The organism is Lachnospira sp. CLA-JM-H23 (genome assembly GCF_040096425.1).
Classification (GTDB): domain Bacteria; phylum Bacillota; class Clostridia; order Lachnospirales; family Lachnospiraceae; genus Lachnospira; species Lachnospira rogosae.
In genome coordinates this window covers 25,354-47,884 of the sequence record NZ_JBBMET010000004.1, presented here as the reverse complement: position 1 = coordinate 47,884, position 22,531 = coordinate 25,354, and the positions used below count along the sequence as shown (strand labels likewise).

At 37.0% G+C, this 22,531-nt stretch carries 21 protein-coding genes; 19 read left to right on the top strand and 2 right to left on the bottom strand.

Annotation, left to right across the window (positions count from 1 at the left end; translation table 11 throughout):
* Positions 1 to 20 precede the first annotated feature (20 nt).
* The 7 genes from fabG to WMO42_RS06285 all read left to right on the top strand — a co-directional run bounded on the left by fabG (position 21) and on the right by WMO42_RS06285 (position 7,333).
* Entirely contained in the window at positions 21 to 779 is a 759-nt protein-coding gene (gene fabG, locus WMO42_RS06315) for a 3-oxoacyl-[acyl-carrier-protein] reductase (protein WP_055176620.1), read from the top strand.
* Positions 776 to 2,011: a beta-ketoacyl-ACP synthase II gene (gene fabF, locus WMO42_RS06310; RefSeq protein WP_090140106.1), complete on the top strand. Its 1,236-nt coding sequence runs from the start codon at positions 776 to 778 to the stop codon at positions 2,009 to 2,011. The genes fabG and fabF overlap by 4 nt, the downstream gene beginning before the upstream one ends.
* A 95-nt stretch (positions 2,012 to 2,106) precedes the next feature.
* The gene (gene accB, locus WMO42_RS06305; protein WP_022204251.1) at positions 2,107 to 2,565 is read left to right on the top strand and encodes an acetyl-CoA carboxylase biotin carboxyl carrier protein; all 459 of its coding nucleotides are present in this window, start codon (positions 2,107 to 2,109) and stop codon (positions 2,563 to 2,565) included.
* Positions 2,566 to 2,648: 83 nt separating this feature from the next.
* Positions 2,649 to 3,071 carry a 3-hydroxyacyl-ACP dehydratase FabZ gene (gene fabZ / locus WMO42_RS06300; RefSeq protein ID WP_022204252.1) on the top strand — a complete coding sequence of 141 codons (423 nt, stop codon included), beginning with the start codon at positions 2,649 to 2,651 and terminating at the stop codon, positions 3,069 to 3,071.
* Positions 3,072 to 3,131: 60 nt separating this feature from the next.
* Entirely contained in the window at positions 3,132 to 4,487 is a 1,356-nt protein-coding gene (locus WMO42_RS06295) for an acetyl-CoA carboxylase biotin carboxylase subunit (protein WP_055176063.1), read from the top strand.
* Between the two features lie 44 nt (positions 4,488 to 4,531).
* Entirely contained in the window at positions 4,532 to 6,319 is a 1,788-nt protein-coding gene (locus WMO42_RS06290; RefSeq protein ID WP_022502246.1) for an acetyl-CoA carboxylase carboxyl transferase subunit, read from the top strand.
* Positions 6,320 to 6,460: 141 nt separating this feature from the next.
* On the top strand, positions 6,461 to 7,333 hold the full coding sequence (locus WMO42_RS06285; protein WP_022502245.1) for a hypothetical protein: 873 nt from the start codon (positions 6,461 to 6,463) through the stop codon (positions 7,331 to 7,333).
* A gap of 162 nt (positions 7,334 to 7,495) precedes the next feature.
* Here the strand turns inward: WMO42_RS06285 and WMO42_RS06280 are convergent, their stop codons facing one another.
* Positions 7,496 to 8,722 (bottom strand): argininosuccinate synthase, encoded by a 1,227-nt coding sequence (locus WMO42_RS06280; protein WP_022502244.1) that lies wholly within the window; start codon positions 8,720 to 8,722, stop codon positions 7,496 to 7,498.
* 298 nt (positions 8,723 to 9,020) lie between these two features.
* Between WMO42_RS06280 and argC the strand changes: the two genes are divergently transcribed.
* The 7 genes from argC to WMO42_RS06245 all read left to right on the top strand — a co-directional run bounded on the left by argC (position 9,021) and on the right by WMO42_RS06245 (position 17,098).
* Positions 9,021 to 10,067, top strand: a complete 1,047-nt coding sequence (gene argC / locus WMO42_RS06275; RefSeq protein WP_055306703.1) for an N-acetyl-gamma-glutamyl-phosphate reductase — start codon at positions 9,021 to 9,023, stop codon at positions 10,065 to 10,067.
* A 142-nt stretch (positions 10,068 to 10,209) separates the two neighbouring features.
* Positions 10,210 to 11,436, top strand: a complete 1,227-nt coding sequence (argJ, locus tag WMO42_RS06270; protein WP_349191803.1) for a bifunctional glutamate N-acetyltransferase/amino-acid acetyltransferase ArgJ — start codon at positions 10,210 to 10,212, stop codon at positions 11,434 to 11,436.
* Positions 11,437 to 11,486: 50 nt separating this feature from the next.
* The gene (argB, locus tag WMO42_RS06265; RefSeq protein WP_116443862.1) at positions 11,487 to 12,392 is read left to right on the top strand and encodes an acetylglutamate kinase; all 906 of its coding nucleotides are present in this window, start codon (positions 11,487 to 11,489) and stop codon (positions 12,390 to 12,392) included.
* A 14-nt stretch (positions 12,393 to 12,406) separates the two neighbouring features.
* A complete protein-coding gene (locus WMO42_RS06260; protein ID WP_022502240.1) occupies positions 12,407 to 13,588 on the top strand; it encodes an aspartate aminotransferase family protein in 1,182 nt (393 codons plus the stop codon).
* 17 nt (positions 13,589 to 13,605) lie between these two features.
* The gene (locus tag WMO42_RS06255; RefSeq protein ID WP_055306701.1) at positions 13,606 to 14,871 is read left to right on the top strand and encodes an extracellular solute-binding protein; all 1,266 of its coding nucleotides are present in this window, start codon (positions 13,606 to 13,608) and stop codon (positions 14,869 to 14,871) included.
* Between the two features lie 117 nt (positions 14,872 to 14,988).
* Complete coding sequence (locus tag WMO42_RS06250) at positions 14,989 to 15,429, top strand: DMT family transporter (protein ID WP_022502238.1); 441 nt, start codon at positions 14,989 to 14,991, stop codon at positions 15,427 to 15,429.
* Positions 15,430 to 15,883: 454 nt separating this feature from the next.
* Positions 15,884 to 17,098: a class I SAM-dependent rRNA methyltransferase gene (locus WMO42_RS06245; protein WP_055176058.1), complete on the top strand. Its 1,215-nt coding sequence runs from the start codon at positions 15,884 to 15,886 to the stop codon at positions 17,096 to 17,098.
* Here WMO42_RS06245 and WMO42_RS06240 read toward each other — a convergent pair.
* Positions 17,061 to 17,936, bottom strand: a complete 876-nt coding sequence (locus WMO42_RS06240) for a PHP domain-containing protein (protein WP_090140115.1) — start codon at positions 17,934 to 17,936, stop codon at positions 17,061 to 17,063. The two genes, WMO42_RS06245 and WMO42_RS06240, sit on opposite strands and share 38 nt — an antisense overlap.
* Positions 17,937 to 18,103: 167 nt before the next feature.
* Here WMO42_RS06240 and WMO42_RS06235 point away from each other — a divergent pair, with 167 nt between their 5' ends.
* The 5 genes from WMO42_RS06235 to WMO42_RS06215 all read left to right on the top strand — a co-directional run bounded on the left by WMO42_RS06235 (position 18,104) and on the right by WMO42_RS06215 (position 22,517).
* Positions 18,104 to 18,784, top strand: coding sequence for a DUF1653 domain-containing protein (locus WMO42_RS06235; RefSeq protein WP_055176052.1), 681 nt, complete (start codon positions 18,104 to 18,106; stop codon positions 18,782 to 18,784).
* A 222-nt stretch (positions 18,785 to 19,006) separates the two neighbouring features.
* The gene (locus tag WMO42_RS06230; protein WP_055306698.1) at positions 19,007 to 20,038 is read left to right on the top strand and encodes a D-alanine--D-alanine ligase; all 1,032 of its coding nucleotides are present in this window, start codon (positions 19,007 to 19,009) and stop codon (positions 20,036 to 20,038) included.
* A gap of 22 nt (positions 20,039 to 20,060) precedes the next feature.
* Positions 20,061 to 21,467 carry a UDP-N-acetylmuramoyl-tripeptide--D-alanyl-D-alanine ligase gene (gene murF / locus WMO42_RS06225; protein WP_349191801.1) on the top strand — a complete coding sequence of 469 codons (1,407 nt, stop codon included), beginning with the start codon at positions 20,061 to 20,063 and terminating at the stop codon, positions 21,465 to 21,467.
* 60 nt (positions 21,468 to 21,527) lie between these two features.
* Positions 21,528 to 21,872 carry a DUF5640 domain-containing protein gene (locus WMO42_RS06220; RefSeq protein WP_022502232.1) on the top strand — a complete coding sequence of 115 codons (345 nt, stop codon included), beginning with the start codon at positions 21,528 to 21,530 and terminating at the stop codon, positions 21,870 to 21,872.
* Between the two features lie 480 nt (positions 21,873 to 22,352).
* Positions 22,353 to 22,517, top strand: coding sequence for a hypothetical protein (locus tag WMO42_RS06215; protein ID WP_022501159.1), 165 nt, complete (start codon positions 22,353 to 22,355; stop codon positions 22,515 to 22,517).
* The last annotated feature ends 14 nt before the right edge of the window (positions 22,518 to 22,531 follow it).

The window sequence follows — 22,531 nt, the reverse complement described above, 5'->3', positions numbered from 1 at the left end:
AAAGGCAGTGTGTTATGTGTATGGATAATTGTATAAAAAGATATGAAAACAAGATAGTGCTTGTAACCGGAGCTAGCAGAGGAATAGGAGCTGCTATAGCTGCCCGTTTTGCCAAAGAGGGGGCTGTGGTTATTGTTAATTACAGTGGTAATGATGAGGCAGCAGATAGAACAGTTGAAAATATTCTGGCTGCCAACGGAAAGGCAGAAAAATACAAGTGTCAGGTTGATTCGTATGAAGAAACTGAAAAAATGATTACATATATAATGGATAAATATAAGAGAATAGACATTCTTATAAATAATGCAGGTATAACAAAAGATGGTCTTATCATGAGAATGAAAGAGGAAGATTTTGACAGAGTTATAGATGTTAATCTTAAGGGAACATTTAACTGCATAAGACACGTAAGCAGATACATGTTAAAGCAAAGAAGCGGAAGAATAATCAATATGTCATCAGTTGTAGGCATAGCTGGTAATGCAGGACAGGTTAATTACAGTGCTTCTAAAGCAGGTGTGATAGGTATTACCAAATCTGCGGCAAAGGAGCTTGCATCGCGAGGAATAACTGTTAATGCAGTTGCACCTGGATATATTGATACAGATATGACAAAGGTTTTATCTGATGAACAGAAGAAGTCAGTACTTGATATGATTCCTCTTTCAAGAATGGGAAGCGTGGATGATATAAGCAATGCTGTAGCATTTCTGGCATCAGATGAAGCAGCATACATAACAGGACAGGTGATATCAGTAGATGGAGGTATGAATATCTGATGAGAAGAGTAGTTGTTACAGGTATGGGTGCAATAACACCTATAGGTTTAAGTGTGGATGAATTCTGGAATTCTGTTAAAGAGAATACAGTTGGAATAGATAATATAACAAGATTTGATACAACAGATTATAAGGTTAAGCTTGCAGCAGAGGTAAAGGATTTTGATGCTAAGAATTATATGGATTTCAAGGCAGCCAAAAGGATGGAAAAGTTCAGCCAGTATGCTGTTGCGGCCGCGCATGAGGCTATGAAGGATTCGGGGCTTGATATGGCTAAAGAGGATGCTTTCCGTGTTGGTGTATCAGTAGGCTCTGGTGTTGGAAGCCTTGAAGCTATGGAAAGCAATCACAAGAAGCTTCTTGAAAAGGGTCCATCTAGGATTAATCCGCTTCTTGTACCTCTTATGATAACTAACATGGCAGCTGGCAATGTATCAATACAGCTAGGTTTAAAGGGTAAGAATATAAATGTTGTTACAGCATGTGCTACTGGAACTAACTCTATAGGTGAAGGCTATAGAAGCATACAGCATGGAGAAGCAGATGTTATGTTTGCAGGTGGAACTGAAAGTTCTATATCTCCTATTGGAATCGGTGGTTTTGCTGCGCTTACAGCACTTTCAACATCTACAGACCCTAAGAGAGCCTCTATCCCATTTGACAAAGAAAGAAATGGCTTTGTCATGGGTGAAGGAGCAGGTGTGGTTGTACTTGAAGAACTGGAGCATGCTTTAAAGAGAGGAGCGCATATATATGCAGAGATCACAGGCTATGGCTGTTCTTCTGATGCATACCATATAACATCACCTATGGAGGATGGAAGTGGAGCTGCATATGCTATGACAAGTGCCATGAAGGAAGCAGAAGTAAAACCAGATGATATCGATTATATAAATGCACATGGAACAAGTACCCATCATAATGATCTTTTTGAGACAAGGGCGATCAAGCTGGCACTTAAGGATGCAGCTTACAATGTGCCTGTAAGTTCAACAAAATCCATGGTTGGACATCTGCTTGGTGCAGCGGGCGCAGTTGAGTTCATAGCCTGTGTCAAGTCAATCCAGGATGGTTATATACATCCAAATGTAGGACTATCAGAAACAGAGGAAGAAATGGATCTTAATTATGTCAAGGATGAAGGAATCGAAAAGGACGTTGATGTAGTCATGACGAATTCTCTTGGTTTTGGTGGACATAATGCAACTCTTATAGTAAGAAAGTATTCATAATATGATGAACGCTTAAAGTACATAAGTAGATTGCTGGTGAGATATATGGAATACCAGAATATGAATAAAAGGTCATGAAGAAATGGAGATAATATATGGAATTAGAAAATGTAATAAAGCTCATTAATGCTGTATCAGAATCTTCACTTACAAGCTTTAGCATGGAAGATGGCGACACTAAGCTTTCGCTTGGCGCTGACAGAAGTGACAGGGCAGCTGTTAAAGAAACTGCCGGTGCTGATGATATAGTTAATAGCGATAACGGCAATGAATCAGGATTGAATAAATCGGACATTAAAACTTCTGATGATAATGTGCTTACTGTTAATTCACCACTTGTAGGTGTATTTTACAGTTCAGCATCTCCGGAAGCTGATGCATATGTAGCAATAGGTGACAGGGTTAAAAAAGGTCAGGTAATCGGTATAGTAGAAGCAATGAAGCTTATGAATGAGATTGAAAGTGATTATGATGGTGTGGTTACTGATATTCTTGTAGATAATGAACAGATGGTTGAATATGGACAGCCTATGTTTGTTATAAAACCAGTCTGACAATACGTCGGTATCAAAGGCATGGGTTTTTGATACCGACATTATATATATGAAATTCGATTATTTAATATAAGGAGTTAAGTATGCTTACAACAAAGGAAATAATGGATATTATACCACACAGACATCCTTTTCTGCTTGTGGATACGATAGATGAACTTGAGCCTGGAATAAAGGCAACAGGATATAAGTGTATTACATATGATGAGCCTTATTTTGCAGGACATTTTCCAGCTGAGCCTGTTATGCCGGGGGTCCTTCAGATAGAGGCATGCGCACAGGTAGGCGCTGTTGCGATACTTTCGCTGGAAGAAAACAAAGGTAAAACAGCATATTTTGGTGCAGTTAATAATGCAAGATTTAAAAGAAAAGTAGTTCCTGGTGATAAACTTAAGATGGAATGTGAGATTATAAAGAAAAAAGGACCAGTTGGCGTGGGAAAGGCTGTTGCGACGGTAGATGGCGAGGTTGCACTTACAGCAGAGCTTACATTTATGGTAGGTTAATCCGTCTGATGTTATAAATATAATATGTGGATTATGGAATGATTATAAGGAGATGAAGCTGTGTTTAATAAGATATTGATAGCGAACAGAGGCGAAATAGCTGTTAGAATAATAAGAGCCTGTAGGGAAATGGGTATACAGACAGTTGCAGTATATTCTGAGGCGGATAAGGAAGCACTTCATACGCAGCTGGCTGATGAGAGTGTATGTATAGGAAAGGCAGCAGCTAAGGATAGTTACCTTAATATGGAAAGAATATTGAGTGCAACAGTAGCTACACATGCAGATGCAATACATCCAGGCTTTGGATTTCTTTCTGAAAACAGTAAGTTTGCATCATTATGTGAAAAATGTAACATCACATTTATAGGTCCAGATTCAGATATCATAGAGAAAACAGGTAATAAACAGGAAGCAAGAAATACAATGATATCAGCAGGTATTCCAGTTATTCCAGGAACCAAAGAACCAGTTATGGATGCAGAAAGAGGAAAAGAGCTTGCAGACAATATAGGTTATCCTGTTATGGTTAAAGCTGCACTTGGCGGCGGTGGCAAGGGGATGCGTGTTGTATATACAAAAGAAGATTTTAAAAGGGAATTCGATAACGCACAGAGAGAAGCTGTGAATGGCTTTGCTGATGGCACAATGTATATAGAAAAATATATAGAAAAGCCAAGACATATAGAGTTCCAGATATTAGCTGATAAATATGGAAATACAATTCATCTTGGTGAAAGAGATTGTTCAATACAAAGAAATCACCAGAAGTTAGTTGAGGAATCACCCTCTCCTGCGTTGAATGATGAATTAAGAAAGAGAATGGGAGATACTGCAGTGGCAGTGGCTAAGGCAGTTAACTATGAAAATGCAGGAACAGTTGAGTTTCTTCTTGACAAAAACGACAATTATTACTTTATGGAGGTAAATACCCGTATTCAGGTCGAGCATGGTATAACGGAACTTGTGACAGGTGTTGATCTTATAAAGGAACAGATAAAGATAGCAGCCGGCGAAAGTCTTGGTATTAAGCAGGAGGATGTAAGGATACATGGTGCTGCCATGGAAATAAGAATCAATGCTGAAAACCCTGAAAAGAACTTTGCACCTAATCCGGGAACAATAAAGAATATACATATACCAGGTGGTAATGGTGTAAGAATAGATACTGCAGTTTATAGTGGATATACGATACCTCCTTTTTATGATTCCATGATAATGAAGGTTATGACATATGCAAACGACAGGAAAACAGTGATTGAGAAGATGAGAAGTGTCCTTGGCGAGATTATTATTGAAGGTGTCACAACAAATACAGATTTTATGTATGATATATGCCAGAATGAGAAGTTTATTAAAGGTGATGTCAGTACAGATTTCATACCAGAGGAGTATCCACAGGTATGTAAAAAATAGTTGTTCGTTATGCACAGTAAGAGTGCGTGGAAATGAGGATTTATATGCAGATAAAAGGCTTGTTTAAAAAGAATATTCATAAAAATAAAATCAACAATCTGGATAGCAGTAATATAAATGTTCCAGATGGATTATATACGAAATGTCCGGTTTGTTCAAAAATAATTTTAACAGAGGACATGTATCTGAATAATTGTGTATGTCCGGAATGTGGATATTATATGAAGCTGGATGCCAGAACAAGGATATCCATGGTAGTGGATAAGAATACATTTTCAGAATGGGATACTAACATTGAAGAGAGCAATCCATGTGAATACCCAGGTTATGAGGAGAAAATCCAGAATCTTAAAAGAAAAACAAATCTTGATGAGGCAGTAATAACCGGTGTTGGAAAGATAGATGGCAGCAAAGCTGTTATAGGTGTCTGTGATACAAGATTTCTTATGGGCAGCATGGGCGAAGTTGTAGGTGAAAAGCTTACACGGGCAGTTGAGAAGGCTACAGAGCAGAAGCTGCCGGTTATTATATTTACATGCTCAGGCGGAGCCAGGATGCAGGAGGGAATAGTATCTCTTATGCAGATGGCAAAGATAAGTGCCGCATTAAAAAAACATGATGAGGCAGGACTTTTATATATCACTGTTCTTACTGACCCTACAACTGGAGGTGTAACTGCAAGCTTTGCTATGCTTGGAGATATTATACTTGCAGAGCCAGGTGCCCTTATAGGTTTTGCAGGACCAAGAGTTATCAGACAGACTATAGGACAGGAACTGCCAGAAGGGTTTCAGAGAGCTGAATTTCTGTTAGAGCACGGCTTTGTGGATGCGATAGTTAAAAGGGATGAGCTAAAGAAGACACTTGCGCATCTGCTTGACATACATAAGTACAGTGGAGCTTATACAGAAGTTAAAGAAAATGTGGATACATACCGGAGCAATTCAGATATTATGAAGAAGTATCTTGAGTATCTTGATAATATATATTTCAAAAAGATAGATAGAGAAGAAGAAAAAAAGGCTGAGGCTGATAATAATCTGTATAATGAGTATGATGTATGGGAAAAGGTTGAAATAGCAAGAAGCAGTGAAAGACCTAATGCCGCAGATTACATAGAAAAAATAACTAAAGATTTTTTTGAACTTCATGGTGACAGAAACTTTTGTGATGATAAAGCAATAATAGGTGGAATCGCAACATTTGGCGGCATTCCTGTAACAGTCATAGGACATATGAAGGGTAAGACTACTAAAGAGAATATATCAAGAAACTTTGGAATGCCTAATCCCGAAGGGTATAGAAAGGCACTAAGGCTTATGAAGCAGGCTGAAAAATTTAACAGACCGGTTATATGTTTTATAGACACTCCAGGAGCATATTGCGGTCTTGGTGCAGAAGAGCGAGGCCAGGGAGAAGCTATAGCAAAGAATCTGTATGAAATGAGCAGTCTTACAGTTCCGGTATTGTCAATAGTAACTGGCGAAGGTGGAAGCGGTGGTGCACTTGCACTAGGTGTTGCCAATGAGGTATGGATGATGGAGAATTCCATATATTCAATACTTTCACCAGAAGGCTTTGCATCGATACTGTGGAAGGATTCTAAGAAAGCAAAAGAGGCTGCGGAAATAATGAAGCTGACGGCAGCAGATTTATATGAGCTTGGCATAATAGAGAAGGTCATTCCGGAATATCCGGTTATAAATGAAAATAATATAAAAAGAGTGACATTATATATGAAACGCATGATATGTGATTTTATGTACAGATATATTGATATGGACAAGGAAGAACTTGCAAGACAGCGGTATAACAGATTCAGGAAAATGTAAGAAAGCACTAAATCTATTACATTTTTTTATGGTTGTATTAATATAATTGTGTTAATATGATTATGTTAATGTGATTGTTTTAATGTGATTGCGTAGGAAGATTACGGAATTGTTATATCTAAACAGAAAGAAGGAATATATATGTCATATGGATACAGACAATACAGGGATACTGCTCATAGATGGACACAGATAGGTGTTGGTTTAATATCTGTAATAGCAGGTCTTATACTTATTGTATGTGTAACGGCACCTATGTATGTCTCAAGCATGTTAAAGGATGCAGGACTGTCAGCTGCTATATCGCACCGTTTTATGGATACTGTTTTTGATTCACTTGGGGATAATATGGAGGCGTTATCCAGAATTCAGACAAGTATAGAGGATTCTAAGATAGTAGACAGAATAGCACAGAAATATACAACGGCTATGGTTGACGGGATGCTTAAAGAAAAATCCTTTGATGATATAGAGATTAATATAGATGCAGAGCTGGATGAGCTTATGGATATGACATATAACAAAATAGCATCTAATATCAATATGGGAAATATACAGGAAACAATAGTCAGGGCAGCTCTTAGCTATAGTAAAAATGCTGCAAATGAGGCTATAAATAATTATGCCAGTGGTATATATGGTGATATATCTTATCGTCTGCAGCCGCTTATAAAGGTATATGGAATAATAACGTCTGTTGTGTTTAAGATATTGATGCTTTTAATATATATCACATTATTGATTGTTATCATTGCATTTAATCCTGTCAGGGTTGTAAGGTACACACTCCCATGTATATTTGTCATAACAGGTGGTATATATATTTTTATTGCAAATATAATTGGAAACAGATGTATGGCGGCTGTAAGTAACAGATATCTAGGAAGAACTGTGTTTATAGATACTCAGATTGCTTATAGGGTTATGGGTGTTATGTGTATACTGGCAGCAGCTTCTTATGTTATTACTTTGATATATGGAATGGTTGTGAAAAACAGGAGAAAAAGAATATAGAAATATCTGAGATTAATGTTTGATAAGAGTTTATTAGAGTTTATAAGAGCTTATAAAAACTCATAAAACATTATAAAAGATGAAAAATGGAGCTGCTACATATATATGTGGCAGCTCCTGATTTTGTTTTATAATACTTGTTATATAATATTTTTTAAAGTATTATTTGTTATTCTTCTTTTCGTTCTCAAGCTTCTTCATAGCTCTTACCTTAAGTGAAAGACCAAAGAGGTTGATGAAACCATCAGCATCATGGTGGTCATAAAGGTCTCCAGTTGTGAATGAAGCGATAGATTCGTTATATAATGAATATGGAGATGTTGTACCAGCTTTGATGATGTTGCCCTTGTAAAGCTTGAACTTAACTTCACCAGTTACGTATTCCTGTGTCTTTTCGACAAATGCCTGAAGTGCTTCACGAAGAGGTGTTTCCCACTTTCCTTCGTATACAACCTGAGCGAACTTGTTAGCAACATTAATCTTCTCTGCTGTTGTATCCCTGTCAAGAACTAATTCTTCAAGCTGCTGATGTGCTTCGTAAAGAATAGTTCCACCAGGTGTTTCATATACACCACGTGACTTCATACCAACAACACGGTTCTCAACGATATCAATTATACCAATGCCGTGCTTGCCGCCAAGTCTGTTAAGTTCTCTGATGATATCAGAAACCTTCATCTTCTTGCCGTTAACAGATGTAGGAACACCCTTTTCAAATGTCATTGTTACATATTCGCCTTCATCTGGAGCTTCTTCTGGTGTGCATCCAAGAACAAGAAGGTGCTTATAGTTAGGCTCATTAGCTGGATCTTCAAGCTCAAGACCTTCGTGGCTTATATGCCAGATGTTACGGTCACGGCTGTAGCTTGAGTCAGGGCTGAATGGAAGGTGAATACCGTGCTGTCTGCAATATTCGATTTCATCTTCACGAGACTGTAATGTCCATCTTGAATCTCTCCAAGGAGCGATAATCTGGATATCTGGAGCTAAAGCCTTGATTGTAAGCTCAAATCTGATCTGGTCATTACCCTTACCTGTAGCACCATGGCAGATAGCAACAGCACCTTCTTTACGGGCAATTTCAACAAGTCTTTTGGCAATGATAGGTCTTGCCATTGATGTACCAAGTAAATATTTATTTTCATAAACTGCGTGAGCCTGTACACATGGAACGATGTAGTTATCGCAGAATTCATCTGTGATGTCTTCGATATATAACTTGGCAGCTCCACAAGATAAAGCTCTTTCTTCAAGTCCGTCTAATTCCTCTTCCTGACCGCAATCTGCACATACACAGATAACATCATAGTCGAAAGTTTCCTTTAACCAAGGAATGATTGCTGTAGTATCAAGACCACCTGAATAAGCAAGAACAACTTTCTCTTTCATTATTAATGTACCTCCATATAATTAAGTAATAGGTTTAATTATGTAATAAATATTATGTAGTAAATAATGCTATTACAAAGTGTAAAACTCTGCTGATTATAATAAACTACTTATTATGAAAATGCAATAGGTAAAAATGTATATTATGCAATTTTATGCAAGAATATTGCATAAATATAAAAAATAATGAATAAACACTTTACATAGAAAAAAAAGTTGTTATAATGGAACTTGTCATTTTTATTGATGAATAATATATGTACACGAATGAATAAATAAACATTCAGATGGAGGACGTATGGTTAAGGTTGGAATTATCGGAGCTACCGGATATGCAGGTAACGAATTAGTAAGACTTCTTCTTGGACATAAGGATGTAGAGATTGTATGGCTTGGTTCACGAAGCTATATAGATCAGAAATATTCAGATGTATACAGAAATATGTTTAAACTTGTAGATGCCAGATGTATGGATGATAATATGGAACAGCTTGCAGATGAGGTTGATGTAATATTTACAGCAACACCACAGGGCTTATGTGCATCACTTGTTAACGATGAGATTTTATCAAAGGTAAAGATAATAGACCTTAGTGCAGACTTTAGATTAAAGAATGTAGATATATATGAGAAATGGTATAAGCTTGAACATAAGTCACCACAATATATTGATGAAGCAGTCTATGGTTTATGTGAGATTAACAGGGATAAAGTGAATAATAATACAAGAATTATTGCTAACCCGGGATGTTACACTACAACATCAATTCTTACATTATATCCACTTGTAAAAGAAGGAATTATTAATCCAGATACAATAATCATTGATGCTAAGAGCGGAACAAGCGGTGCAGGCAGGGGTGCAAAGGTTGCTAATCTTTTCTGTGAAGTTAATGAGAGTATGAAAGCATATGGTGTTGGTACACACAGACACACACCAGAGATAGAAGAACAGCTTGGATATGCTTGTGGAAGAGATGATTTAAAGCTTATATTTACACCACATTTAGTTCCAATGAACAGAGGAATACTTGTGACAGCATATGCTAATCTTGCAAAGGATGTAACTTATGAAGATGTTAAGGCGGCATATGATAAATATTATGACAAGGAATATTTTGTAAGAGTTCTTCCTGAGGATGTATGCCCAGAGACAAGATGGGTTGAGGGAAGTAACTTTGTAGATATAGGATTTAAGATAGAGCCAAGAACTAACAGAATTATTGCTATGGGTGCATTAGATAACCTTGTTAAGGGTGCGGCTGGTCAGGCAGTACAGAATATGAATCTTTTATTCGGTTTTGAGGAGAATGAAGGACTTAAGATTGCACCTATGTTCCCATAGAATTATATAATACAGGCGGCACTATAAATATTTTATTCATATAAGATTAATAAGACGTTATTGGTAAGTAATAATCCTGATAGATAATTATTATATAGGTAATTTAATAACAAGCGGTTATTAATCTGGACAGGAGGCAGTTATGCAGATTATAGAAGGTGGAGTTACAGCAGCCAAGGGATTTAAGGCAGCTGGTATGGCGGCAGGAATTAAGTATAAGAATGGTAAGAAAGATATGGCAATGGTTGTTTCAGACAAGCCTTGCGTGACAGCAGGGACATTTACTCTTAACAGAGTATTTGCCGCTCCTGTTAAATGGGATAAGAATATTGTATACAATGAAGCTTATGCACAGGCAATTGTAGTCAACAGTGGTGTTGCTAATGCCTGTACAGGTGTTGAGGGTGATGAAGCCTGTGCACTTGAAGCTAAGACAGCTGGAGAGGCACTTGGAATTCCAGCTGATGCAGTGCTTCTTGGTTCAACAGGTGTTATTGGAATGCAGCTTCCTATGGATAGAATGTGTGCAGGAATTAAGGCACTTCCGGAACTTCTTGATTATACTAAAGAGGCTGGAACACTTGCCGCAGAGGCAATTATGACAACTGATACTGTAAGCAAGCAGGTTGCCTGCACAGTAAATATTGCTGGCAAAGAAGTAACGGTAGGCGGTATGTGCAAGGGTGCCGGTATGATTCATCCTCATATGGCTACAATGCTCTGTTTTATTACAACTGATGCAGTTATAGAGAAGAAAGCACTTCAGAAGATGACAAGTGATATTGTTGAAGATTCATTTAATATGATATCTGTTGACGGAGATACATCAACTAATGATACAGTGCTTGTTCTTGCTAATGGAGAAGCAGGCAATGACTCTATTAAGGAAGGCAGCAGTGATTATGATACATTTTATGAGGCATTATCTTATGTACTTACAGAGCTTTCTAAGAAAATAGCAGGAGATGGTGAAGGCTGTACATGTCTTTTTGAAGTTCAGGTTAAGGGAGCTTCAACTAAGGAACAGGCAAGAATTCTTGCCAAATCAATAGTGACTTCTAATCTTACAAAGGCGGCAATATTTGGACACGATGCTAACTGGGGAAGAATTCTTTGTGCTATGGGTTATTCAGGCGTTGATTTCGAGCCGGAGAAGGTTGATATATTCTTTGAAAGCAACGCAGGAAAGCTTCAGATAGTTAAAGATGGTACTGCAACAGATTACAGTGAAGAAAAGGCAACTGAAATTCTTTCACAAAATCCTGTAACCGCAATAGCAGATATTAAGCAGGGTAACAGTGAAGCTACAGCGTGGGGCTGTGACCTTACATTTGATTACATAAAGATTAATGCTGATTACAGATCATAATAGTTAAGAATAAAATGGCATTGTAATATTGTCAGGAATGAGGATAATAAATGAGTACAATTAATATGGAAGAAGAGTTAAAGAAGGCACAGGTGCTTGTTGAAGCACTCCCATATATACAGAAGTTCAACAGAAAGATTATAGTTGTAAAATATGGTGGAAGTGCAATGGTTGATGAAGAACTTAAAAGAAAAGTTATTCAGGACGTAGTATTATTAAAGGTTGTTGGATTTAAGCCAATTATTGTACACGGCGGCGGCAAGGAAATCAGCAAATGGGTTGAAAAGTCTGGAATGACACCGGAATTTAAGAATGGTTTAAGAGTTACAGACGAGCCAACTATGGAAATTGCTGAGATGGTTCTTAACAAGGTTAATAAAAGCCTTGTATCGCTTATAGAGGAACTTGGCGTAAAGGCGTGTGGTATAAGTGGTAAAGATGGCGGTATGCTAAAGGTGGAAAAGAAGTATTCAAAGGGTGAAGATATCGGATATGTAGGTGAAGTCAAGGAAGTTGATACAACACTTATACATTCTCTTCTTAAGGACGATTTTCTTCCAGTAATATGCCCTATAGGATATGATGACAATTTCCACGCTTACAATATTAATGCTGATGATGCAGCTTGTGCCATTGCAAGGGCAGTTAATGCAGAGAAGCTTGCATTCTTAACAGATATTGAAGGTGTATACAAGGATTATAATGATAAATCAAGCCTTATCTCAGAACTTTCAACAACTGAGGCAAGGCAATTATTAGCAGGTGGTACAATAGGTGGTGGTATGTTACCTAAGCTTAATAACTGTATTGATGCGATTGAACACGGTGTTTCAAGAGTGCATATACTTGACGGACGTATTCCACACTGCCTCCTTCTTGAAATATTTACTAACAAGGGTGTTGGTACAGCTATATTATCAGAAGGTGCTGAGAAATTCTTCGATACTAATATATAATAACAGGAGTAGTTATGCAGACAGAACAGATTATTAAAACAGCAGAAGAAAAGTTAATACATACATATAACAGATACCAGATTGTACTTGATAAAGGTGATGGTGTAAGATTATATGATACAGACGGAAAAGAGTATCTTGATTTTGGTGCAGGTATTGCGGTATTTGCATTAGGTTATAATAACAAGGAATATAATGATGCGTTAAAGGCACAGATTGACAAGCTTATACATACATCTAATTATTTCTATAATGAGCCAGCGGTAAATGCTGCTAAAGCACTTACAAAGGCTTCTGGAATGGACAGGGTATTCTTTACTAACAGTGGTACAGAATCAATAGAGGGTGCTATAAAGCTTGCAAAGAAATACGCTTATTTAAAGACAGGAAGAACTGATTCAGAGATTATAGCAATGCATCATTCCTTCCATGGCAGAAGTATGGGAGCATTAGCTGTAACAGGCAATAAGCATTATCAGGAAGCGTTCGGACCTATGATTCCGGGAATTAAATTTGCTAATTATAATGACCTTGAAAGTGTTAAACAGTTGGTAAATGATAAAACTTGTGCTATTATATTTGAAACAGTACAGGGTGAGGGAGGAATATATCCTGCAACTAACGAATTCATCAAGGGTGTAAGACAGCTTTGCGATGAAAAGGGTATTCTTCTTATACTTGATGAAATACAGTGTGGAATGGGAAGAACAGGTACAATGTTTGCATTCCAGCAGTATGGAGTTGAGCCTGATATTCTTACTGTTGCCAAGGCACTTGGCTGTGGTGTTCCAGTAGGTGCATTTCTTGCCAAGGAAGAAGTTGCTAAGGCACTTGTACCAGGAGATCACGGTACAACTTATGGCGGTAATCCACTTGCGTGTGCAGCAGCAACAAAAGTATTTGAATTATTTGAGAAACAGCATATATTGGATAATGTCAAGGAAGTATCAGCATATCTTGAAGAAAAGCTTGATGAACTTGTAGCAGAATATGATTTTATAATTGAGAGGAGAGGACTTGGACTTATGCAGGGACTTGAACTTTCAATCAATCCTAAAGATGTTATTGCTAATGCATTAGACAATGGACTTATACTGTTCTCAGCCGGAACTAATGTTATCAGAATGGTGCCACCTCTTGTTATAACTAAGGCGGACGTAGATGAAATGATAACAAAGTTAAAGAAATCATTTTAATAAAGGTTGGATGAATAATGAAAGTAATTAAGAAGCTTGTGTCAGTTCTTATGGCAGGTGTTCTTACTTTATCTGTGATGGCATGTTCAGGTACAGATAAGAATAAGACAGCAAGGGAACTTGATATAGAGACTCCTGTAACAGTTAATGTCTGGTATGATAATAAGGACTATGACAGCTATCTTGAAAATGTAGCGAAAGAATTTAAAGAGGCTAACAATCTGGTTACTGTCAATCCGGTATATGTTGAGTCATCAGATTTTGTTGATACAATTTACAATGAAACTGTAAGAAATGATAATGTGCCAGATGTGTATCTTATGTCATCAGAGAATTGCAATAAGGCATATCTTTTAGGTCTTATGCTTGAAAATGATTCTTACAAGGATGTATACAATGATAAAGTATATGGACAGGCTGCCCTTATAGCAAGCTCATATAATGAAAAGTTATATGGCTATCCGGTTACATTTAATATGCCGGTTATGGTGTATAACAGTAAGCTTGCAGGTGCAGTTGATACATTTGATGAGATAAAAGAATATAATGATAACTACGAAGTTACAGAAGATAATAAAAGTGTTCAGAGGATATTTAACTTTGATGCATCATCAATGTTTCTTAATTATACATTTACAGGAAGATACGTTAATATAGGCGGCAATAATGCTGAGGATTCAGGAGCATTTGCAATAGATGAGGTGCATTTTAAAAAGGCTTTAACTGAATATGTGAAGTTAAAGGACACTTATGCGATTGATAGATATAATTCATCATTGCAGTCGTGTGTATCACAGTTTGCAGAGGGAAAGCTTATATATACAATAGTTGATGCCGACAGCCTTTCAACAATTGATGCTTCAGGTGTTGAATATGGAATAATTCCAGTTCCAAAGCTTGCAGATGATTTAGAGTCAAAGGCAATGTCAGTTACTACGATGGCGATAGTAAATCCATACACATCAAATATTGCGGTATCCAAGGCAGTAGCAAGGGCAATATCATATGACTATGCAGAGGATTTGGAAAGTCTTAGCGGACATATGAGTGCAAGGGCAGACATAAGCTATAAATCAAAGACCCAGCAGAGCAATTACAATACACTGCACACAATATATGCTAACAGCATCGTAAAAGCCAAATATGTAGGAGTAGGCAACATATATACAAAATATGAGATTATGCTTCACCAGTTATGGGACGGAGTGGATTTTAACAGTGCATATAATGAGTTTTACAAAGAAATCTCCAATTATATGACACTATCAAGGCTTAATAATTAAATATGGAATAATACATTAGTGTGGATAAAAATGTAATTTACTCCAATATCAGTGAATAAAATCCTGCTATCAGTAAATACTTTATTAACAATAGAGATTGTTAAAGGAGGTTGTCTGATGGCAGGATTTATTGTTGCAATAATCTCAGGTGCGTTAATGAGCCTGCAAGGTGTACTTAATACGAATGTTACAAAAGCGAGCAGTATATGGGTGGCGGCAGGCTTCGTGCAGTTTACAGCACTTGCAACCTGCATTATAATGTGGCTGTTTAACGGAAGACCTGATATTAGTGGAATATTTCAGGTAGAGAATAAAATATCATTATTAGGCGGTGTGATAGGAGCATTCATAACCTTCACCGTAGTAAAAAGTGTATCCGACCTAGGTGTAGCCAAAGCCGAAGTCACAATAGTAGTAGCACAGGTAATAGTAGCCTATATAATAGAACTTATGGGCTTATTTGGAAGCAAAAAAGCCGACTTCTCGTGGCTCAAACTCTTAGCCCTGATAATAGCAATGGGCGGAGTATTTATGTTCTACAATACAGGGAAGAATTAAAGTTGTAAAACTGACAGCGAGGGGATATAATGTGCGTAAGCTACAAGCCGTGCCAGACAGAAAACTTAAAAGCTGCTGTGCTTGCACAAAGCTGCTTTTAAAATTTCTGTCTGATAGGGCGACAGCCCGACAGTCCAAGAAAGCCAGAGCTTTCTTGGACCTGCACGGCGAAACCAGTGGGAAATCAACTAAAGGCGATGTGCAAAGCACGAGCCAGCAAAAACAAATCATAAGCAGGCTAAGGAAAGCGATGTGCAAAGCACGAGCCAGCAAAAACAAACCATAAGCAGGCTAAGGAAAGCGAAGTGCCAAAGCACGAGCCAAAAGTAAAGGCAATCTGTGGCAGTACATAATAAGCCAAGGTAAAGTAGAAGCGAAGTGCGAAGCACAAGCGCAATCTATGCCACCACTGCATTTCCCACCCCACCCCAAATAAAAGAGAGGACCTCAACCAATGACCAATTTATTTAAAATAACAGGCACAGTAACCCTGAAAAAAGGCGCCGGCCGTCAATTAAAATCCGGCGGTATGTGGGTATACGACAACGAAATAGACACATTTTCCGAAACCGTAGAAGACGGAGGCCTTATCGAACTCCATGATTTCGATGATTACTTTATGGGAATAGGCTTCGTAAACCGCCGTTCCAAAATAACAGTAAGAATGTTATCAAGACACGAGGGAGAGATTAACGAAGAATTTATCAAACAGCGTGTAAAAGATGCTGTTTCCTACAGAATGGATACTGTCGATACATCTTCCTGCCGGCTTATATTCGGAGAGGCAGATTTTCTTCCGGGTATAGTAATAGACAAGTTCTCAGATGTTCTTGTAGTAGAGTCACTTGCACTTGGAATTGACAGATTTAAACAGCTTATTGTCGATGACCTGAAAGAAATACTTAAAGAATATGGCATGCCAATAAGAGGCGTATATGAAAGAAGCGATGCCAAAGTAAGACAGCTTGAAGGAATGGAAAGAGTTAAAGGCTTTATCGGTGAAGAATTCGATACCAAAGTTATGATAACTGAAAATGGTGTTAAATATTATGTAGATGTTAAGGACGGTCAGAAGACAGGCTTTTTCCTTGACCAGAAATATAACAGGAGAGCTATTGGCGGCTTATGCAAGGGTGCGAAGGTTCTTGACTGCTTTACACATACAGGTTCATTTGCACTTAATGCAGGAATATCGGGAGCTTCAAGCGTATTAGGAGTAGATGCATCTGAACTTGCTGTTAATCAGGCGACAGAAAATGCCAAGCTTAACGGACTTGAGGATATTGTCCGATTCAAATGTGCAGATGTGTTTGACCTGCTTCCACAGCTTGAAAAGAGTGGCGAGAAGTTTGATGTTGTGATTCTTGATCCACCAGCATTTACCAAGTCAAGAAATTCCATTAAAAATGCAGTTAAGGGATACAGAGAGATTAATCTTAGGGGGATGAAGCTTGTCAAAGACGGCGGATACCTTGCAACCTGCTCTTGTTCACATTTTATGGATCCGGAATTGTTCACTAAGACAATTGGCGAAGCGGCAAGAAATGTACATAAAAGACTAAGACAGATAGAATACAGGACCCAGTCACCTGACCACCCAATTCTGTGGTCAGCCGATGAGTCCTTATACCTTAAATTCTATATTTTTCAGGTTGTTGACGAAAAGTAAGGCTTCTTTCGTAAAGGGCATCTTTTATTTCGTAAGGAACAAAAAGATGTCCAAGACCTGTTCCTAATTGTATGTTAGGCTTGTTAGCACCATGGTAATCAGAGCCGCCGGATAAGAGAAGATTATGTTCTTTGGCGATTTTGCGGATTTCCCTTTCATCGGCAGGTTTATAGGTTGAATAAATTGCTTCAATTCCATCAATTGAGGCACAGCATACGTGGTTAATAAGCTCATTCATCTGGGCTTTGCCAAGGTGGTAAAGAATTGGGTGTGCAAGCACAGCAACGCCGCCAGCCTGATGAATAATGCTTACAGCCTCAGAAGGGTCAACCTTATGCCTGTTCACAAAGCAGGGCTTTCCGGGACTTAAGTATCTGTCAAAGGCTTCGTTGCGGTCGCCTGTGTAATGATTCTTAACAAGATAATCAGCAAAATGTGCTCTTGTTATAACAGCATCAGGGTATAATTTTAACATTTGTTCATATGTAATATTAATACCGATTGAACAGAAGCGTTCACATATTGCAATATTACGGTTGATGCGTGACTCGCGCTGTGTTTTAAGATAATCATTGATGGCATTGTTAGTGTAATCAATAAAAAGTCCTACGATATGGACTTCGGTATTATTAAAATTAGTGCTTAATTCAACACCGGGTATTAATTCCACCTCTGAATTACCAGCGGCTTTAAGGGCATCTGGTATTCCGTCAAGAGTATCGTGGTCGGTAAGGGCGATGGCACTAAGATTTTTAGAAGAAGCAATTGCTATAAGCTCTGAGGGAGTATTAGTTCCGTCAGAATATGTTGAGTGTACGTGCAAATCTACCTGTTTCATATTATAACCTCATTTCTGCGCACGATTTCTAAGCAGATAATAGAATTGTATTAAGTACGCAAGTAGATTATAACACTTTAAAAAAGTACGCAAAATCCTTAATCTTAATAAAATAATAAATTAACGAAAAAGTTTAATTTTATATAAAAGCAACAGGAGGAGTGATTATGCAAAGAGAATTAGTTATTGGTGGTTTTTACAGACATTTTAAGAATAAGCTGTATCAGGTAAGAGGCGTTGCGATACACTCAGAGACTAAGGAGAAAATGGTTGTGTATCAGGGGCTATACGGCTCATATGAGTTATATGTAAGACCATATGATATGTTTTTGAGCGAAGTTGACCATAATAAATATCCTGATGTAGAGCAGAAATACAGATTTGAACTTATAGATATTAATACAGGAAAAGCACTTGAGAAATCCGATGATACATCTGCTTATAATAAATCGATAGACAATGTTAATATGGTTTCAGCGGATAATACATATACAGTAGATAAGTCTGCCTGCGACATAGCAGGAAATAGATATACAGAGAATAAATCTATTGATTATAAGACAGAAAATGTCTCATCTGATAATGGGAATATTGCTGACACCTACAATTCAGATGAGAATACTGTACAGGACAGCAAGCTGATAAGATTTCTTGATGCATATGATTATAAAGAGAAGCTTGATATATTAACTTCTATGAGAAGTGAATTAAATGACGGGCTTATTGATATTATGGCGGAGTCCATTGAAGTTGCTGTGCCAGAGGGCGACATTACTGATAGATATAATTCACTTAGAAAATGTCTTCTTGCACATACCAAATATGAAGGATTAAGACTGCGTCAGTAGTGATAATTGTCAGAAAATTAACATAATATATGCGATAAAATGGATAATATTACAGAATTTTGTGAATTCACATAAAATGTGTATAAGTATGTTGATATTGTGGAAAAGTATGTGACTAATTACGATATTGATTGCATATGTTGTTAATAAATGTTATATTCTATAAGGTATGCACAGGAGAACTATACAATAAGAGATTGTGTGTGGAAAAGAGGATTAATAATGAATATAGTTGTATTAGCAGGTGGTACAAGCACTGAAAGAGATATATCAATTCTTACAAGTACCAAAGTGTGTGAGTCTTTAAGAAGAAATGGATACAATGCTAACATTGTGGATGTTTTTTTCGGTATAGATAGTGAAAATGTTGATAACTTTTTTAATAATGACAATGATTTGGAAAAGCTTTGCAAATATTTAAAGAACCAGACTCCTGATGTTGAGAAGGAACTTGAAGCAAGAAAAGCTTTGGGAAAAGGTTTCTTTGGAGATAATGTTCTTGAACTCTGCCAGAAAGCAGACATAGTATTTATGGGGCTTCACGGAAGCAATGGTGAGGACGGAAAGATACAGGCAGCATTTGAACTTATGGGAATTAAGTACACAGGAACTGATTATATAAGCAGTGCCATATCAATGAGCAAGGAGCTTACTAAAAAGGTTCTTGTTCCAGAGGGTATTCCAATGCCTAAGGGCATAGCACTCCACAAGGGACATAAGGTAGAATATGTTCCATTTCCTTGTGTGGTTAAGCCTTGTTGTGGTGGTTCAAGTGTAGGAGTATCTATTGTTAATAGCGAAGAAGAATTCAAGAGAGCCTTAACAGATGCATTCTCATATGAAGATAATATACTTGTAGAAGAATTCATTAAAGGAAGAGAATTCTCTGTAGGTGTACTTAATGGAAAGGCACTTCCAGTTATAGAGATAGAACCGCTTGACGGATTTTATGATTATAAGAATAAATATAAGGCAGGAGCAACTAAGGAGACTTGTCCAGCTAATCTTCCTAAGGAAATATCAGAGAAAATGCAAAGATGGGCAGAGAAAGCCTGTGAGACAGCTGGAGTTACTACATATGCAAGAGTAGATGAACTTCTTAATGAAGACGGAGATATATACTGCCTTGAAATTAATACACTTCCGGGAATGACAGGAACAAGCTTACTTCCACAGGAAGCTGCGGCTGTAGGAATGTCATATGATGAACTTACTAAGAAGATTATAGAAATATCTTTAGAAAAGTATAATTAATATTGAATGGAGATTATTATTTATGCGTGGAATGACATTAAGAGCTATAGCAGAAGCCTGCAATGGCGTATATTATGGCAGTGAAGATAACCTTGATAAAGAAGTGACAGACATAACAACTGACAGCCGTAAAGTGCAGAATGGCGGATTGTTTGTTGCCATATGTGGCGAGAGAACTGACGGACACCAATACATAGACAACTGCTTTAATGATGGAGCGTTGTGTGTTATATCAGAAAAAGAACTTGAAGGACAGACTAATTCTTATATAAAGGTTAAATCAAGTCTTCAGGCGTTAAAGGATATGGCACTTTTATACCGTAATAATCTTGATATCAAGGTTGTAGGTATAACAGGAAGTGTAGGTAAAACAAGCACTAAAGAAACAATCAGTTATGTGCTTAACAAGAAGTATAAAGTGTTAAAGACAGAAGGTAATTTCAATAATGAAATAGGACTTCCTCTTACAGTATTCCGCTTAAGAGATGATGATGAAGTTGCTGTTCTTGAAATGGGAATAAGTGATTTCGGAGAAATGGACAGATTATCAAAAATTGCTCAGCCAGATATAAGCGTAATAACTAATATAGGTCTGTGTCATCTTGAAAATCTTAAGACAAGAGATGGAATATTAAAGGCCAAGACAGAGATTTTCAATAATATGAAGCCTGACGGAATAGCGATACTTAACGGCGATGATGATAAGCTTATCACTGTAGATGAGGTTAATGGAAAGAAGCCTGAAAGATTTGGAATTAACTATAAAGACGGTGTGTATGCCAAGGATATAGAAAATCTTGGGCTTAGTGGAACTAAATTTGTAATATCAGGTCTTAATTGTGTAGATGGCTGTAAGGATTTTGAGGTTACTGTGCCGGTTCCTGGACATCATATGATATACAATGCACTTGCAGCAGCCTGTGTTGGTGCGGCATTAGAGCTTACTTCTGCACAGATAGCAGACGGAATAGCTGATTTAAAGACTATTTCAGGCAGAAATAACATTATCAAAACAAGTAAATATACATTAATAGATGACTGTTATAATGCTAATCCTGTATCTATGAAGGCTTCTGTTGATGTGCTTGATATGGCTATTGGCAGAAAAGTATGTATACTTGGTAATATGTATGAGCTTGGAGAGGATGAGAAAAATCTCCACTATGATGTTGGACAGTATATAGGTACTAAGAATATAGATGTTCTTATTACGATTGGTGATCTGGCAAGACATATCGCTATGGGAACAGACGATTATATGGAAACACATTTTGGTTCATATGATTGTGAGATACACAGCTTTGATGATATGGAAGAATTCAATATGGCATATTCGTCAATCCTTAAGGATAATGATAATATATTGATAAAGGCATCGCACGCAATGAAATTTGCTGATATTGTGGAGCTTTTAAGCAAGGATAATTAGATTAAGATTAAGCGTTTTGCAAATGCTTAAATATATACAGAAAGAAGAAAGGAGGCGTCTATGAAAAAGACTAAGAGTTTAATAATAAGTGCTATGATTATGGTATTCGCTTTGGCATTTACAGCTTGCGGAAGTAAGTCATCAAGTGTAGAGGGAAGCTGGAGTGGTAATGATAACGGATATGATGTTGTATTTAATTTCGAGGCAGATGGTCAGGGAACTATGCAGTTAAGCGGAATTCAGCTTAATATTACATATTCCGTTGATGGTGACAAAATAACTATCAACAAGTCAGTTCTTGGTGGAACACAGACAGACGAGTATACATTTAAGATTTCTAACAAGTCAAAGACACTTACATTATCTAACGATTCAGGTGAAATTGAACTTAAAAAGGGTGAATAACCAGATGCTAATAATCTAAAGAATGATTTATTATCCCTTCGGGCAGATATTGCCTGAAGGGATTTTTAATGTAATATGAAAATCTGATAAAGATCCCTGTTACAAAAAAGTATTATGTAATGATAACGTGTAATCGCTCTAATATGTAGTTTACAATATGTAGTTTGCTGCAAGTGAATGTGCTATATATAAATAGAATGAAAGTTATATAAAATAAAAATATTTTTAAAATAATACTTTACAAATATATAATATAGTGATATAGTATCAATATGAAAAACGCGTTTTTAATATAATCTTAACTTACATCAGGAAGTACATAAGATTTCTAGATAACACATATAAGTGTTATTCATTACCTGTCATATACAGGAGTTTCCCGTTAATTTAAAGTTTAATTGATTATAGAATATCAGGATTTAGGATTATTATAATCTGATATATTATAATCAATAGATATATTTATAGGAGGATATATATTTGCACGATATAATAGAACATTATGGAAAAGTTGTTGTTGCACTTGCTGGTGTGCTTGCAGCCTTACTTTTAACAGCGGCGGTTGTGACAATAGTAAGTGGAAAGACAACAGGAGCGATAGAAGATATTGAGTATGAGTCACAGATATATGAAGCTATGAAATAATTAAGAAGGTGTGC